Source organism: Bacillus sp. SIMBA_005, assembly GCF_046535585.1.
GTDB lineage: Bacteria > Bacillota > Bacilli > Bacillales > Bacillaceae > Bacillus > Bacillus pumilus.
The window spans coordinates 467,905-484,824 of record NZ_JAWRWI010000001.1 but is presented as its reverse complement, the minus strand read 5'-3'; the positions used below and the strand labels follow the sequence as shown (position 1 = coordinate 484,824).

Sequence of the window (16,920 nt, the reverse complement as noted above, 5' to 3'; positions counted from 1 at the left end):
TCTCATTTTAGCACCTGACGCTTTCATCTGCTTTTTGTTTTCCCGGCTGAAAAGCCGGTTTTTTTTCATATGGATAGGCTCATGAAAGGGATCATGCTCATAGGATATGGCAACCTGACATAAAGGATGAGATATCAAATGAACAATATGAATAGCCCAATGAATCATCATCACGAAGGAAATCCGTACCATACGTTTGAGAATGTGTATACAGCCAACCATGAGCATGTGGTCGCGCCAAACATGCATGATCATATGAATATGCCAAACCATTATCATGGTAAAAAAGATAAGTACAGCGGACATTATCCGCATCATCATTCAGCCTATCTGCCTTTTCCAAATCAGCATGATCCCTTTTCACATGTTCCAATGAAGGATCACCATCATCATGGCCACTATGGTGGATATGGAATGATGCCATATCATCCATACGGATATCAAGATATGCATATGATGATGCCGAATCAGCATATGCAAGGCTTTGGTTACGGAATGAACCAACCAAATGCGCATTTCTCCCGTTATTACTAAATAAAATGACAAAATAAGGGTATAATATACCATTCAACACCTTGTAGGGATATGGTAACATTATAGGTAAATAATGGATTTGATCATCTATTATTTACCTATAATCAACAAGGGGGAATGAAGAAATGAAAAAAACATGGACAATGATCATGATGGGGATGTTGACACTGGTCATGGCACTATCGGTACCGATGGCCGCATCCGCTGAAGGAGCCAAAACAGAGGAAGGCAAAGCATCAACAAATGCCAGACCAGCTGAGCTTTATGCAAAAATTACAGGTACAAGTAAGCAGGAATGGTCTTTTTCTGACATTGAGCTGACATACCGCCCAAATTCTGTTTTAAGTATCGGTGCCATTGAGTTCACATTACCTGCAGGCTTTCAAGCGACAACAAAAGACATCTTCAACGGAAAAGCACTAAAAGACAGCTACATTTTGAACAGTGGAAAAACTGTCCGCATTCCAGCTAGACTCGATTTATTAGGAATTTCACAATTTAAATTACAACTTTCACATAAAGTACTTCCTGCTGCAGGTACATATACGTTCCGTGCAGAAAACCGTGCGCTTAGCATTGGTTCTAAATTTTATGCAGAGGACACCCTCGATATTCAAACACGACCAGTCGTGGTCACACCGCCCAATCCGTGCGGATGCTAAATAAAAAAGCGCTCTTATGAGAGCGCTTCAGACTGTGACAAAGGGCTAATTTAGCCCTTTGTCTTTTTTTTATTTGATCACATCACCCGTTTAAACATTTTCTCCATTTCATATGTCGAGTGATGAATGATGATCGGCCGGCCGTGCGGACAGGTGAAAGGGTCATTGGTTTGCCGCAATTCATCTAATAAAGCTTTGATTTCATCATTTCGCAAATGACGATTTGCTTTGATAGAGCCTTTGCAGCTCATCATGATCGCCGCTTCTTCTCTTAATTTTTTGATATCTACACGCTTCTCATCCAGCACTTGCTCAATAATTTCTTCGATCAGTTCAGCCTCTTCCCCTTTTGGGAACCACTGTGGATGTGACCGAACAATGTAGCTTCCTGAACCGAAAGGCTCTAAGAAGACACCCACTTTCGTTAGTATCTCTTTATGCTCTTCAATAATCAGCATGTCGTTTTTCGAGTAGTGGAATGTTAATGGGACGAGCATTTCTTGCACTTCCTGTTCGATCTCTCCTACTTTCTCACGATAATACTCATACTTGATTCGCTCCTGAGCCGCGTGCTGATCAATAATATAAAGCCCTTGTTCATTTTGAGCCAAAATATATGTGCCGTGCATTTGCCCGATGGGATACATGACAGGAACTCGTTCGTTTTCTGAAATGGTTTCTGCAGCATCCTCTCTCAGTACTGATTCTTCATATTCAAGAGAAGCGGCGGATTCTTCTACATAGATATGATCGGATGGAGTATCTTCATTAAATACGGGTGATGATGCTCCTGTCATTTCGTGCGTAGGCGTCCCGTATGTGTCCATCTGATTTGTCTCGTATACAACCGATTCGAGAGACTCCGGCTGATAGGGTAGCGATATTCTCGCCTCGTTTGTATTTGTTTTTTTCGCATCAAAGGTTAAGGATTGCTGCTCATTTTTGATCGCTGGCATTGGTGCTTTCTTTGGCACCGAAGCACTTGGAATGAGCTGCTGTTTTTGAAATACGTCCTTAATTCCTTGTTTGATTAGCTCATGAAGTTCCTGCTCTTTACTAAGTCTCACTTCAAGCTTCGAAGGATGCACGTTCACATCCACTAAAATGGGGTCCATCTTCATTTCAATAAATGTAATCGGATGGCGGCCAATCGGCAGCAGCGTGTGATACCCTTCATGGACCGCTTTTACGAGCGGAAAATGCTTAACATATCTGCCATTTACTACAGAAGACATATAATTCCGTGATGCCCTTGTCACTTCTGGTAAGGAGATATATCCTTTCACTTCAAAATCAAGTGATTGCACGTGAAGTGGCACCATTTTTTTCGCAACAGCTGTCCCATAAATGGCCGCAAGCACATGCCGCACATCCCCGTTTCCATTCGTCTGAAGCAGGACTTTTCCTTGGTGACGCAAGCGAATTGATACTTCTGGGTGAGCCAGTGCAATTCGATTGACGACATCTGATATATTGCCAAGCTCCGTATGAACAGTTTTCATGTATTTTAGTCTGGCAGGCGTATTGTAAAATAAGTTGGTAACGACAATTTCGGTACCGCGGCGGCCAGAGGTTTTTTTCTCTGAAATGATCTTTCCGCCTTGCAGCACAAGGTGCGTTCCAGCTCCTTCACCAGTACTTGTTTTCATTTCCAGATGAGAGACAGATGCGATACTTGGCAGCGCCTCTCCCCTGAATCCAAGCGTTCTGACACGGAACAGGTCATTTTCATCTTTGATTTTACTCGTTGCATGGCGCTGAAAGGCGAGCTTACAATCTTCAGCATCGATTCCAACACCATTATCAATTATTCTAATAGAGGAAAGACCTGCTTCTTCTACATCGATTTCAATCACTGTACTACTTGCATCGATTGCATTTTCCATAAGCTCTTTTACGACAGAAGCAGGACGTTCGACTACTTCACCTGCAGCAATTTTATTGGATAGGTCATCGGATAACTGAATAATCTTTGCCATTTTGCTCACCTCATCTTACATTATAATTTCTTTTGCAATTCATATAGTTTAGTCATCGCTTCGAGCGGAGTCATATCCATTAGATTGAATGACTTTAATTCCTCGATCACCGCTTGATCTTTCTGTTTTAGAACTGGTTTGGTTTGCGGTTTTTCTTCTACTTCAAAGAAAGAAAGCTGCTGTTTTTCCTCAGCCTTTTCTGTTTTTGGAGCTGCTGATACGTGCGGGGTCACCTCATGTGATCCGCTCTCAAGCTCCGTCAAAATGGTCTGGGCTCTATCGATGATCGCATCAGGCAATTCAGCAAGCTGCGCTACATGAATACCATAGCTTTTATCAGCTGCACCCTCTTTGATTTGATGTAAGAAAACGACCGTGCCTTCATGCTCTTCAGCACGTACATGAACATTTTTCAGCTCGCTTAATTGAGATTCAAGAACTGTCAGTTCGTGATAATGTGTGGAAAAAAGCGTTTTGGCACCAATATGATCGTGTACAAATTCAATGATCGCCTGCGCAAGAGCCATTCCATCATAGGTGCTTGTCCCGCGTCCAATTTCATCAAATAAAATCAAGCTGTTTTTCGTTGCATGCACCATCGCATTTTTTGCTTCGAGCATCTCTACCATAAAAGTACTCTGACCAGAAATCAAATCATCTGCCGCCCCAATACGTGTAAAGATTTGGTCAAAGATCGGAAGAGTTGCCTTCGATGCCGGTACAAAGCATCCAATTTGCGCAAGAATGGAGATAAGCGCCATTTGCCTCATGTACGTACTTTTCCCTGACATATTCGGACCAGTAATGAGCAAGGTTTGCCGGCCATTTCCCATATGGCAGTCATTCGGCACATACTCCTGGTGATCCATCACTTTTTCAACAACTGGATGACGACCATCTATGACATCTACCTCATCCTCTGAGAATTCTGGACGGATATAACGGCGTTTTTCACTGACAGTCGCAAAGCATTGGAGGGCGTCCAGCTCACTCATTTGTTTTGCGAGCAGCTGTAATCTCGGAATATAGACTTTCACTTGTTCTCTGAGAGCTGCGAATAGTTCATATTCCAGTTCGCTAATATTTGATTCGGCCTCAAGAATAAGTGCTTCTTTTTCTTTCAATTCAGGTGTAATATACCGCTCTGCATTGGCGAGCGTTTGTTTTCTTTCATAACGCCCTTCCTCCAGCAAATGCGTATTCGCTCGTGTCACTTCAATATAATAACCAAATACTTTATTAAACCCGACTTTTAAAGAGCGAATGCCTGTATATTCTCTTTCTTGCTGCTCAAGCCGTGCAATCCAGTCCTTCCCATTTCGGCTGGCATCACGGTATTCATCTAATTTTGTATTGTAGCCGTCTTTAATCAAATTGCCTTCTTTTAACGTCATTGGCGGATTTTCATATAGCGCATCTTCTAATAAATTCAGTAAATCATCACAAAGATCAATATCATTCGCTCTTGATTTCGCCATTTCCTCTGGCAGTGAGTGCACAAGTTCTTTAATGGCTGGCACTTGCTTTAAGGATTCCTTTAACTGAATGAGATCACGGGCATTGACGTTGCCAAACGCGACGCGGCCCGCTAGACGTTCAAGATCATATACTTGCTTCAACCGTTCACGCAGATCCTCTCGTTCAAAGAGATGGTCCATGAGAATTTGCACCATTTCCTGGCGTTCTTTAATGTGCGAAAGACGAATTAACGGCCGGTCGATCCATTGCTTGAGCAGCCTTCCACCCATCGCTGTTTTTGTTTCATCTAACAGCCATAACAAAGAGCCCTTCTTGCTTTTTGAGCGGATCGTCTCTGTTAATTCAAGATTTCGTTTTGAGTAAAGATCAATTTTCATTGTTTGTTCGAGCTCAAACACTTGAACTTGCTGAAGGTGATCAAGACTTCTTTTTTGCGTTCTTCTTAAATAAGCATATAATGTCAAAAATGCCGATCTTAGTTGCTCGCTCAGGCGGGACACGAGTCGCTCAGCTTCATCGATTAATTCATCACTATCTTCGTATGAAATGGTCGCTTGGCACCGTTCCTTTAAGGTCTTGACTGTTTCCTCATCCAGCTGCTTTGACACCACAATTTCTTTTGCACCGACAGAATAAATTTCAGACACGACTTCATCTAATCGATCGATGAAAGCCGCCATGTTTTCACCAGTCGATAAATCGGAAAGTGCAAGTCCATATCCATTTTCAAACTTTGTCACAGAGGCAATGAAGTTGTTTTCATTTTCACTTAAGCCTTTCCCATCCATTACCGTACCCGGTGTAATGAGTTGAACGACTTCTCTTTTGACTACACCTTTTGCCGTTTTAGGATCTTCCACCTGCTCACAAATCGCGACCTTATAGCCTTTTGAAATCAATTGTTCTATGTATGCAGAAGCAGAATGATAAGGAACACCACACATTGGTATAGTCCCGCCATCTCTACTTGTTAGCGTAATTTCTAATTCTTGTGACGCTTCTTTTGCGTCATCAAAAAACATTTCATAAAAATCGCCTAAGCGAAAAAATAAAAAGGCATCTTGATACTCTGCCTTGATTTTTAAATATTGCTGTATCATGGGCGTATAACTTGCCATATTTCTAATCCCTCACTATATTACATTCGAATTCATACCATCTTTCATTATAGCATAAAAAAACCCCTTTTTTCTCCTAGATAAGACACAAAAAAACTAGGGGGATATGCGCCCTAGTCATGAATTACTCTTCTGGATCACCCGCTAGGAATTCTGGATGAATATCTTCTAACTCCTCATCCACCTCTTCTTCCCACTCATGATCATCTTTTTCTTTCCAGCTTGAATTGACCTCTACAACAATTTTTGTTTCCCCTACCACTTCAGCAATGAATTCCCGCTCTGCTTGAACGATAATTTTATTGCCGTTTGGAGAAATGGTCACTTCTAAGCAATTCGGCTGCTGGAGCACTTTTGCAATCACTTCATGCTCATCATCAAGGAAATTTTTGTCTTTATATCTCAGTTTGATGATGTCTACATATTTCACCCGTTCGGTGACGACTTCTGTTTTTGTGTTATCAGCGTAAGAATACCATACGTTAATATCAAAGGTTCCTTCAATCTCAACAGTTTTACCGACCTTTTCAGCATCATACTTATGATTAATGATCCAACCACCTAGGATGCTGGTTGGTTTTTGCGATGGAGAAATGGTGTGTGTGCTTTGGGTGAATTTCCTCCCTTTTGCAACCACCGCTTTTGTAATAATCTCTCTGTATTCAGACATTCCGGCATGCCTCCTTGTTCTTGATCGTTTTATCTTATGCTGGGCATTCGTCTAGTGTGTCACGATTTTGAACTTCATGATCAATTAAATTCATTTCTGTTTCAGTGTATGCATGGTCGCCCATAAACTTGCCTTGAAAATTGGAAAAGTTGAAGAGTGAGAGATTTTGGGGTGTCGAAGCAAGAAGTAGAACGGGAAGTGTGATTTTTGTTCTTTCAAAAATGATGATAGCAAAACAAAAACCCCCGCATCTGCGGGGGTTTCTCATTTAATGGAGCAACTTGGTGATGAGTTTTTCACTTTTGAACCGGTTTCTCCTAACAAGAGGTCGCCTCCGGTTGAAAGAATGATTTCATCTGTTACTTGATTAGAAATCGTATGCGCTACGAGCTGCAATAGGGAATTGACTTCCACTTGTGATTCTTTGAATTCTTGAATCACTGGGATTTCATCCAGTTCTTCTTGCAGGGCATCGATTTTTTCTTCGACTTGCTTTAAAGCTTCATGTTTGCCGTAATGCTTTAAATTTACAGCTTGTTTTTGAAGCGCCTTAATTTGGTTAATAATCGTTGAAATTTTTGTATTTTCATTGATTTGCGCTTCTGCTTTCTTGAAGAAATCAACTTCTTCTGTTTCAGAAATCATTTTAGCGAGCTCTCTTGCGCGCTCGACAATCTCTTTTTTTGAATAAAGTGTCATTTTAATTCACCTCGATAGCTTCTCCAACCATTTCTCCGTCAAGAGACCAAGTTTTGGCTTGTGTGATTTTCACTTTGACGATGTTGCCAATCGCTTCTTTTGGTGCTTTAAAATTCACAAGCTTGCTTTTACTTGTATATCCGGCTAGGATTTCAGGGTTGTTTTTACTTTCACCCTCTACTAATACTTCGACAATCTGCCCTTCGTATTCCTTCATTTTTTTCGCGGAAATTTCATTTACGAGTGCATTCAGGCGCTGAAGGCGTTCTTTTTTTACGTGCATCGGCACGTTGTCTTTCATTTTCGCTGCTGGTGTTCCTTCTCTTGGAGAATAAATGAACGTATAAGCCGCATCAAACTCAACCTCGCGATAGAGGGAAAGTGTTTCCTCAAACTGCTCATCTGTCTCATTTGGGAACCCAACAATAATATCCGTTGTTAATGAAGCATTTGGCATCGCTTTTTTGATTTTGCGCACAAGATCAAGGTAACGCTCACGGTCATATTTTCTCGCCATAAGTTTCAAGACAGAAGAACTGCCGGATTGAACTGGCAAATGAATATGATCGAGAAGGTTCCCACCCTTAGCAAGCACTTCAATTAAGTGATCGTCGAAGTCACGCGGGTGGCTTGTTGTAAAACGGATACGCGGAATATCGATTTTACGCAGCTCATCCATCAAGTGTCCAAGACCATATTCCATGTCTTCAAAATCTTTTCCGTACGCATTCACGTTTTGACCAAGAAGGGTAATTTCCTTATATCCTTCTGCCGCTAAACGTCTGACCTCTTGAATAATTTCATCAGGGCGGCGGCTTCTTTCTTTACCGCGTGTGTAAGGGACGATACAGTATGTACAGAATTTATCACAACCGTACATAATATTCACCCAGCCCTTAATTTTTCCTTGGCGGGCTCTCGGAAGGTTTTCAATGACATCGCCTTCTTTTGACCAAACCTCAATGACCATTTCTTTTGAAAGATAGCATTCAGATAACAGCTCTGGCAGGCGGTGAATGTTGTGTGTACCGAAAATCAAATCAACAAATGGATGTTTCTTCAAAATACGGCTCACGACAGATTCCTCTTGCGACATACATCCGCAGACACCTAAAATTAAATCTGGCTTTTCACGCTTTAATGCTTTTAAATGACCAAGCTCTCCGAACACTTTGTTTTCCGCATTCTCACGAATTGCACAAGTGTTTAATAAGATAACATTTGCATCTTCCGTTGAGTTTGTCGGCTCATAACCAAGCGCCATAAAAATACCAGCCATCACTTCTGTGTCATGCTCATTCATTTGACAGCCATATGTGCGAATATAAAACTTGCGCCCGTTTCCTAACCCTTGAAAACGCTCGTCAATTTGAAATTGATTGTATTCGACTTCTTCTTTACCCCGTTTTTTTGCATCTTTTAAGGAAGGCGGAATGTACACAGCTTCAAAATACTGGCTGTAGTCCTTCTCGGATTTTTTGTCCGATGAACTTACTTGTCCGCTCGCTTTTCTCTGCTCTTCATTCATGAATTTGTACTCCTTTCAAACCAAGCTCCACCCTACAGTATAGACTATTTTGTCGTGAATTGAAAATAAATTCATACGTGCCACCACTTTTCAATCCACACGAATTTTGCATGAATATTGAGTAGGTTTCAGATGTAGATCGTCTTTACCTAAAGGGTTTTGTATTTCTTTGACAATCTTCATCTGCTGTGTACCGACACTCTCAACTAAAGTAATTACATATGATTCTTTTTCCTCTTCTGCTACCATTCTTTCTTGTTCAGATAAGAAGAATGGAAAGTCATGGTGAGTCAGTTTAGATCCTTTTACTTCTATAAGCTTCTCTTTTCCATCGGGGTAATAAGATTTAATATCAAATCCATGACCATCTTCCGTTTCAGCTACCCAATCGACAGCTTCCGCTAATTGTTCCCGTCCCACTGCTTTTAATTGCTCTACTTCCTTATGATAAACAAATTTCTCTGCTATTCTACCTGTCTCTTCGTTTTGCTTTGCTCTTTCTTCTCTTAATTGTTTATAAACATCTCTATGAATGATTCTTTTTCTTTTATACTTGTTCTGATCTTCCAATTTTGGGGTAAGGTCCTGATCCAAATATATTTCGTAAACAAAATCATAAAAAAACTCATTTAAAGAATTGATATCTTGTATTAATTGGTAATAGTCAAAATGATCAATATTATACTTTTTAAAGACCAATGAGCTTGCTGCATATTTTTTAGGTCTTAATGATTTACCCAAATGAAAATCACCTATATGAAAGCCCTCTAGTCTTTTATGTTGCTTTAATTCCGGCTGTAGCCTTTGCCTCCAAATGGCTGCCTCTTCCTTAATTTCAGATAAAGATAAATTTTCAGTTCCAGTTTCAATTGTTAAATAAAAATCTTCCCCGTTCTCAGCGAATAAAATAACAATAAATATACCTTTTTGTGTCGTTGTTTTTTGGGAATTAGGACTTGTCGTTAATCTCTTGTCTAAAAGTGCAATCCAAAAACATTCTGCAACTTTTCCATTTCCTGTAGATGCTTTAATATCGATCCTGTCCAAATTCCTCATATGACGTTTTTCTAATTCATAACGAATGTTGTTTGGGATCTCTTTATTAAACATGTTGTGAAAAGGGTGATTCTTATCTGTTCTCCCTTTGTTCTTATAATCTAAAAATTGCTCACAAAAAATTTTTTTATTAAATAACATTTGTCTCACCACTTACCTCAATAGATCTTTTTACATACATTATACATAACAAACGGTAGATTTGATGAAATATGGAAAGAATAGTGCAAAAAAAAGAGAGCCTGCGCTCTCTCAATCAAGTATGTTCAGTTTTTTTGCTTCTTCTTCGATGATCGTCAGTGCACGGTCTAGTTCTTCTTTTGTGTGCTCTGCTGTGATGATGGCTCTAATTCTCGCTTTTCCTTTTGCTACAGTTGGGAAAGCGATGCCCTGGGCAAACACGCCACGGTCTATTAAAGCCTTGGAAAAGCGAAACGTAAGAGCTTGGTCTCCAATCATGATTGGAATAATCGGTGTTTCTGTCGGAGCAACTTGAAACCCAAGGCTGACGACTTTTCCTTTGAAATAGGCGGCGTTTTCCCAGAGCGTGCTAATTCGCTCTGGTTCATCTAACAGCACTGCAATGGCTTCTTCACAGGCTCTAGTCACAGCTGGCGGATGTGAGGTGCTGAATAAAAACGGTCTTGCTTTATGCTTTAAATAATCAATTAAAACGGCTGATCCCGCTACATAGCCGCCGAGCACTCCGACAGCCTTACTAAGTGTCCCAACCTGAATGTGCACTCTGCCGTCGAGTTTAAAATGGTTGACTGTCCCGCGGCCATTTTCACCAAGCACGCCCGAGGCATGTGCATCGTCTACCATCACAAATGCATCATATGCTTCTGCGAGCCTGACAATCTCAGGAAGCGGTGCAATATCTCCATCCATTGAGAATACACCGTCTGTGACGATGAGACGAACGCGGTAATTCATAGATTTCTTTAAAATTTTCTCAAGCTCTTCCATATTGGAATGCCCGTATACCTTTTTATCTGCTTTTGTTAACCGGATGCCGTCAATGATTGAGGCATGATTCAGTTCATCTGAAATCACAATATCATCTTTTGTCAGAATACTAGATAAAACCCCTTGATTGGTCGTAAAGCCTGATTGGAACACAAGGGCGGCCTCTGTCTTTTTAAATGCAGCAAGCTTTTTTTCAAGGCGTTCATGCATTGTCATTGTGCCAGCGATCGTTCGTACAGATCCTGTACCAGCACCGAATTCATCAATGGCCTCTTTTGCCGCTTTCATCAGCCTTGGATGTGAGGTGAGGCCTAAGTAGTTATTTGAGGAGAGCTGTATGACGGATTGTTCATTTAATGTCACAGTGGATGATTGTTTTGAGTCAATCTCTTTCAATGTTTGGTGAGTGCCTTGCTGCTTCATTGTTTCCAGTTCATCTTGTAAATACGTGAATTCTTTCATCATTTCTTCCCCCTTTGATTTGATGGCATCATCAGTACGACCTTTCCGCACATCCCATTTCTCATGAGTTCAAATCCCTTTTCGAACTGTTCAAATGGCAGTGTATGAGTGACAACTGGCTGGACATCGATGGTCTTCGTTCTTAATAACTCAGATACTTGACGCCACGTCTCAAACATTTTTCTTCCCGTGATCCCTTGCACGGTTAATCCCCTAAAAACAATTTGATTCGTAATGTCAATTGTCACTGGTCGTTCTGGCAAGCTTAGTATATTGAGTTTCCCTCCATTTGCACAAGCTTCGAGTGCTTGATTAATGGCAACTGGATGTCCTGACATCTCGCATATCACATCTGCCCCCTCCATCTGCGTGAACTGCTTAATCACCTCAACAGGATCATCTTTTCCAATATCCACGATATGGTCTGCCCCCATTTTTCGGGCAAGATCCAGCCTGTATTCATTTTGATCGACAGCAAACACTTGAACAGCACCGGAAGCTTTCGCGACGGCGATCGCCATTAAACCGATTGGTCCGCAGCCAAAAATCGCCACTGACTTACCTGAAACAGGTGTGTGCAGCACTGTATGAACCGCATTTCCAAGCGGCTCTTGAATAGACGCAAGCTCCACTGGCATTTGAGCTGGATTGTGCCACACATTTTGTTCAGGTACTTTGACATATTCAGCAAAACAGCCGTCAATGTCTACCCCTAAAATTTTCGTTTCACTACACAAATGCTGCTGCCCAGTTAAACACATAGAGCACTGATTACATACAACATGTGTCTCTGCCGATACAAAATCCCCTACTTTTGCTCGAGAGACTTGCCTCCCCGCCTTGACAACTTCCCCTGTAAATTCATGTCCAAAAATGTAGGGCGCTTTAACTCTTCCCTTTGCCCAATCATCCCAGTTATAAATATGCACGTCTGTTCCGCATATTGAAGTGGCTTTCACCTGTATCAATACTTCATGATCATTGATTTCTGGAATCGGCATCTCCATCAACACCGCTCCGTAAGCGCTTTCTTTTTTAACAATCGCTTTCATCGTTCCACACATGACGTACAACCCCTTTGTTAAAAAACTTCTCCCAATGAGATTTTAACACGTCTTATTTTCTTCGTAAATACCACTGTCTACTGGAAAAAGACAAATGAGCACTCCACATATTTTTTTGGATATTTTTCTAAAAAAAAAAGCAAATCCCCATAGAAAAGGAGATTTACTTTTTGATTCACCGTCTTTTTGAAACGGCAATATATAAGGCTGGCACGATTAATAGTGTCAAAATTGTTGAGAAAAAGACACCCGATACAATGCAGATTGCCAATGGCTTAAAGAGCGGATCATTACTTAATGCTACAGGCATAAGGGCGACAAGTGCCGTAAATGCGGTTAGTAAAATTGGCCTGATCCTTGCTCTTCCTGCTTCAATGACAGCTGTCTGTTGATCGAATCCTTGTTTACGCCGCTGCTCAATAAATTCGAACAAGACAACCGCATTTCGGACCACGATACCAGCTAATGAGACAATTCCCATTGTTGCCATAAAGCTGAACGGCGTTTGTGTGACAAATAGTCCGATAACAGCTCCAGATATCGCTAAGTAAACCGTTCCTAGAACTAATAGTGGCAGCATCAATGAATTGAACTGGAAAGCGATGGTTACATAAATGAGCAGCAAGACAACTCCAAACAAGAGACTAATTTCAATAAAGAACTGGGATTGATTTTCATTTTCTCCGCCTTGAGAAATAGCTATATCCTTCGCTGCATCCGTTTTTCCTATTTGATCGACGACTTCTTTCATGTCGCCTTTAAACGAGTCTGACGTGCCAGGGTACGCCTTCAGCGTAATGGTCGGGATTCCATTTTCATGTGGAATGCTTTCATACTGCTCTGTTTCTTTTTCTTTTACATATCGGCTAAGTGGCTCTAGTGAAGGCATACCGCCTTCATTTGAATTGACAGGCACTTTTATTTTGTTTAGCTTTAATCCATTTTGATGTGTACCTACATCCTGTTTGACCACTAAGTCGATATCTTTTGTTCCTTGTTTAAAGCTGCCTAATGGCATGCCTTCTGTCACAAGACCGAGCTGTCTGCTGACAAACTGAGCGCTGAGGCCATCCTCTGCCATTCGGTCACGGTTTAGTTCAAAGGAGATCGTTTTTACCGGCTGATTGACATTGTCAGTAATCAAGCTTGCTCCTTTTTCTTTCATTTCACTTGTGAGCGTTTCTTTGACATCAATGAGCTTTGCAAAAGAGTCACCCGCAATGGTTACTGTCACAGGCGCACCAGTTGGGGGTCCTTGAACAATGGTTTTCATAAAGATATCAGCATCTTTAAATTTCTTACGCAACGGCTCTGTCATACGATCGATCAATTGTTTACTCGTCATCTGATCATTGTCTACTCTCACGACAACCTGACCAGTATGATCACTTGCATTTGAGATACTTTCATTAAACAGATTCGGTACACCGCCGCCTGCAAAGATCGCCGTCTCTTCAATACCTTTCTGCTGTTTCATCTCTTGTTCTATTTTCTCTAATGTTTCATTTGTTTTGTCTAATGTTGTTTCACTCGGAAGTGTGACAGTGACAACCACTTCTTTCTTATTCGCTGCAGGGAAAAATTCAAATGGTGTGATGAAAATTAGTAAAAAGGCAAGCGTTGCAACAAGCAAACCACTTAAGCCAATAAGCAGCGGACGCTTCACAATGTTCGTCAGCACGCGGTCTGCATAAAAATCAGCTAATTTTTTTAACGGTTTGCCTAGGAATCCTGGCTCTTTTTGAATTTTCTTGTTCTGTCTTTTTCGGTTCACGGTATATTGATAGACTGGCACTAGAGTCAGAGAAATCACCATAGACGCAAGTACAGTCGTTACGAGGACAGACGGTAATGCTCGTATAAATGAACCGTTTGCACCTGATAGGAAAACAAGCGGCAAGAAAGCAAACACAACTGCAAGTGTGGAAGTCAAAATAGATCCTGCAACTTCTTTGACCCCTGCAATCGTTCCTTTCAGCGAACTTTCATATTTTTTCATCTGCCTTAAAATATTATCGTTGACGACAATGGCATCATCGACAAGTATTCCTAGGGCAATGATAAAGCCGATAATCGAAATCTGATTGAGGTCCACTTGTAAAAATGGCAGTGGAATCGTTCCGATTGTGATTGATAACGGGATGGCAAGTGAAACGATAAACGCACCGCCAATGGTAAGACCAAGTGTGGTGACAACAATAACAGCGATGACCGCAACAATGGCTTCTTTTATCAAATCATTAAAAATGGCATCCACTTCACTTTTTTGTGAATAGTAGTTTACCCACTCGACGCCATTTGGAAGCTCTTTCTCTTTCTCAATAACATCACTGACTTTGTCATACATTTTGGGGATATCAAGCCCTGGTTTGATATTGACTGTAAATGAATAGGCAGGCTTTCCGTTATACGACACAATGTCATTTTTCTCTTTTTCTACTTCTTTTAAGCTGCCAAGCTGACTGATTGTGACCGGCTCCCGGTTTGTTTTGGAGAAGAGCTCAAGCTTTTTCACTTGTTCCAAACGGTCGTAGGTACCTATGGACAGCTTAACCTTCTCACCGCCTGTCCGAATGTCACCTAGTGGGGATGTGTCAAACTCCTGATTGATGGCATTTGTGACATCCGTTACATTTAACCCTTCATCCTCTAGTTTACTTGAATTTAAATTTAATACCGCTTGCTTGTCATTGAATCCTTTGATGACGACACTGTCTACCCCTTTGATGTCCTCAACCTTTTCCTTCAACGCACGCAGCGATTCCTGACTTTTTGCTAAGTCTGCTGATTGACTTGCCACAACCATATAAGAACCAACCGGCACGTTGCCAAACTCATCCTTTACATCAGGCTCCATCACTCCATCAGGAAAGGACGACGCAGTACTTGTGGTTTCGTTCTTAATTTGACTTGCCACCTTTTGAAAGTCGGCTTGATCATCAATTTCAAGCACAATATTTGAAAAACCAATGGCAGAAACAGAGCTCGTTTTCTCTACTCCATTGATATCAGATATGGCTGATTCGAGCTTATTGGTTACATCACTTTCCACCTGTTTTGCATCCGCACCGGGAAAAACGGTGGAAATTGTGACGATATTCGCTTGAAATTCTGGCAGTTCTCGCTTAGGAAGCTGCGTAAATAAATAGCCACCAGCAATGAGAACAATAAAAAATAAAATAAAAACAAGCTTTCCTCTTTTCAAAAAAGCTTCAACCATTATTTCACCTACTTAAATATTTATTTTTGATGAAGTACTTTTAACTTAATCTTAATTTATCATCATGGTGAAAAAATGCAAGCTCTAATATGTAATTTTTATCTATTTCATGAACTGAATATGTTATATAAGAAATGTATAGTGGTAAACAAAAACAACCTGCTTACATGATGTAAGCAGGTTGAAAATAATAAAATTAGAATTATCGTGGCTCAACAATCAATTTGATGGCTGTTCTTTCTTCTCCATCGATAAGAATGTCAGTAAAGGCTGGAATGCATATCAAATCCACTCCGCTTGGTGCAACAAATCCCCTTGCTATGGCTACAGCCTTGACCGCCTGATTCAGCGCTCCAGCGCCGATTGCTTGTATTTCCGCTGCACCGCGTTCACGTAAAACGCCTGCTAATGCTCCTGCTACTGAATTCGGATTTGACTTTGCTGAAACTTTTAAAATTTCCATTTCTGCTCCCCCTTAAATTTACAATGGATAAGTGAGTGTTCATTAGAACAATCTTTGTTAGATGATGCTATTTTTTGAAAATCCATCCCCAAAATGTTTTTCAAAAATAGCAGGCTACCTACCATTTTTACTATATTCACGATAGAGGGCGCATATTCCTTCTTTCTGATTAATATTTTTCTGAAATAAATTTGTGAATATTTATTCAAAGAAAATATGGTCATCATTTATCAAAATTCGATCAATTTTGACAGCTTTTTTCGACTGTTCGTCAATTTCTACGATGACTGCACTTAATGTCGTGCGTCCTTCTGCAATCTCAAAACGGACGGGAAGACTTGTCTTAAATCGTTTAATAATCGTCTCCCGATCAACACCTAAAATGCCATCATAAGGTCCTGTCATTCCTACATCTGAAATATAAGCAGTTCCTTTTGGCAAAACGCGGTTATCAGCTGTTTGCACATGTGTATGCGTTCCAACGACACATGATGCACGGCCGTCTGTATACCAGCCCATCGCTAGTTTTTCACTTGTGGCTTCACCATGAAAATCAATAAAAATGAACGGTGTACGTTTGGATGCTTCTGCAATTAACTCGTCTGCTTTTTGAAATGGGCAGTCAAGTGGGGGTAAGAACGTACGTCCTTGCAGGTTGATGACGGCTAATTCTTTTCCTTGTTTTTTTATAAACGTCAAACCTTTACCAGGTGTGCCTTCTGGGAAGTTCGCTGGACGAACCATGTGGGCAGCGTCATCGATGAAATCAAAAATGTCTCTTTTATCCCATGTATGGTTGCCCATTGTGAGTACGTCAGCTCCCGCTTGCAGCAGCTCATGATAGATTTTTTCAGTTATCCCTTTTCCATGAGCAGCATTTTCTCCATTAACAATGGTAAAGTGGGGCTGATATTTTTTCTTTAGTTTTGGCAAGTATTCTTTCAGTGTGTCTCGTCCAGGTGAACCGACAATATCTCCAACAAATAATATTTTCATGCGTTTTGAACCCTTCCTCTT

Annotated in this window: 13 protein-coding genes; 2 read left to right on the top strand and 11 right to left on the bottom strand. The window is 40.9% G+C overall.

Features of this window, described 5'->3' with window-relative positions:
- Positions 1 to 138: 138 nt before the first annotated feature.
- A complete protein-coding gene (locus tag SB660_RS02515; protein WP_410581179.1) occupies positions 139 to 534 on the top strand; it encodes a hypothetical protein in 396 nt (131 codons plus the stop codon).
- Positions 535 to 659: 125 nt separating this feature from the next.
- Complete coding sequence (gene bslA, locus SB660_RS02510; protein ID WP_180308978.1) at positions 660 to 1,196, top strand: biofilm surface layer hydrophobin BslA; 537 nt, start codon at positions 660 to 662, stop codon at positions 1,194 to 1,196.
- A gap of 77 nt (positions 1,197 to 1,273) precedes the next feature.
- On the opposite strand, the gene mutL is transcribed toward bslA, so the two are convergent.
- From mutL to SB660_RS02455, 11 genes are all read right to left on the bottom strand, one after another.
- Positions 1,274 to 3,175 carry a DNA mismatch repair endonuclease MutL gene (mutL, locus tag SB660_RS02505; protein WP_410581177.1) on the bottom strand — a complete coding sequence of 634 codons (1,902 nt, stop codon included), beginning with the start codon at positions 3,173 to 3,175 and terminating at the stop codon, positions 1,274 to 1,276.
- Positions 3,176 to 3,195: 20 nt separating this feature from the next.
- Positions 3,196 to 5,772 (bottom strand): DNA mismatch repair protein MutS, encoded by a 2,577-nt coding sequence (gene mutS, locus SB660_RS02500; protein ID WP_410581175.1) that lies wholly within the window; start codon positions 5,770 to 5,772, stop codon positions 3,196 to 3,198.
- Positions 5,773 to 5,896: 124 nt separating this feature from the next.
- Positions 5,897 to 6,442, bottom strand: coding sequence for an outer spore coat protein CotE (gene cotE, locus SB660_RS02495; RefSeq protein ID WP_003212450.1), 546 nt, complete (start codon positions 6,440 to 6,442; stop codon positions 5,897 to 5,899).
- Positions 6,443 to 6,706: 264 nt separating this feature from the next.
- Positions 6,707 to 7,141, bottom strand: a complete 435-nt coding sequence (ricA, locus tag SB660_RS02490) for a regulatory iron-sulfur-containing complex subunit RicA (RefSeq protein WP_003211238.1) — start codon at positions 7,139 to 7,141, stop codon at positions 6,707 to 6,709.
- A 1-nt stretch (position 7,142) separates the two neighbouring features.
- Complete coding sequence (miaB, locus tag SB660_RS02485) at positions 7,143 to 8,669, bottom strand: tRNA (N6-isopentenyl adenosine(37)-C2)-methylthiotransferase MiaB (RefSeq protein ID WP_144462022.1); 1,527 nt, start codon at positions 8,667 to 8,669, stop codon at positions 7,143 to 7,145.
- Between the two features lie 90 nt (positions 8,670 to 8,759).
- The gene (locus SB660_RS02480) at positions 8,760 to 9,866 is read right to left on the bottom strand and encodes an MrcB family domain-containing protein (RefSeq protein ID WP_058013938.1); all 1,107 of its coding nucleotides are present in this window, start codon (positions 9,864 to 9,866) and stop codon (positions 8,760 to 8,762) included.
- 111 nt (positions 9,867 to 9,977) lie between these two features.
- A complete protein-coding gene (locus SB660_RS02475) occupies positions 9,978 to 11,159 on the bottom strand; it encodes a glycine C-acetyltransferase (RefSeq protein WP_410581172.1) in 1,182 nt (393 codons plus the stop codon).
- Positions 11,156 to 12,220 carry an L-threonine 3-dehydrogenase gene (gene tdh, locus SB660_RS02470; protein WP_268497862.1) on the bottom strand — a complete coding sequence of 355 codons (1,065 nt, stop codon included), beginning with the start codon at positions 12,218 to 12,220 and terminating at the stop codon, positions 11,156 to 11,158. Before tdh ends, SB660_RS02475 begins: the two co-directional genes overlap by 4 nt.
- Before the next feature lie 175 nt (positions 12,221 to 12,395).
- Positions 12,396 to 15,440 carry an efflux RND transporter permease subunit gene (locus SB660_RS02465; protein ID WP_410581169.1) on the bottom strand — a complete coding sequence of 1,015 codons (3,045 nt, stop codon included), beginning with the start codon at positions 15,438 to 15,440 and terminating at the stop codon, positions 12,396 to 12,398.
- 202 nt (positions 15,441 to 15,642) lie between these two features.
- On the bottom strand, positions 15,643 to 15,903 hold the full coding sequence (spoVS, locus tag SB660_RS02460; RefSeq protein WP_003211281.1) for a stage V sporulation protein SpoVS: 261 nt from the start codon (positions 15,901 to 15,903) through the stop codon (positions 15,643 to 15,645).
- Positions 15,904 to 16,104: 201 nt separating this feature from the next.
- Complete coding sequence (locus tag SB660_RS02455; RefSeq protein ID WP_058013943.1) at positions 16,105 to 16,899, bottom strand: TIGR00282 family metallophosphoesterase; 795 nt, start codon at positions 16,897 to 16,899, stop codon at positions 16,105 to 16,107.
- Positions 16,900 to 16,920: the final 21 nt, after the last annotated feature.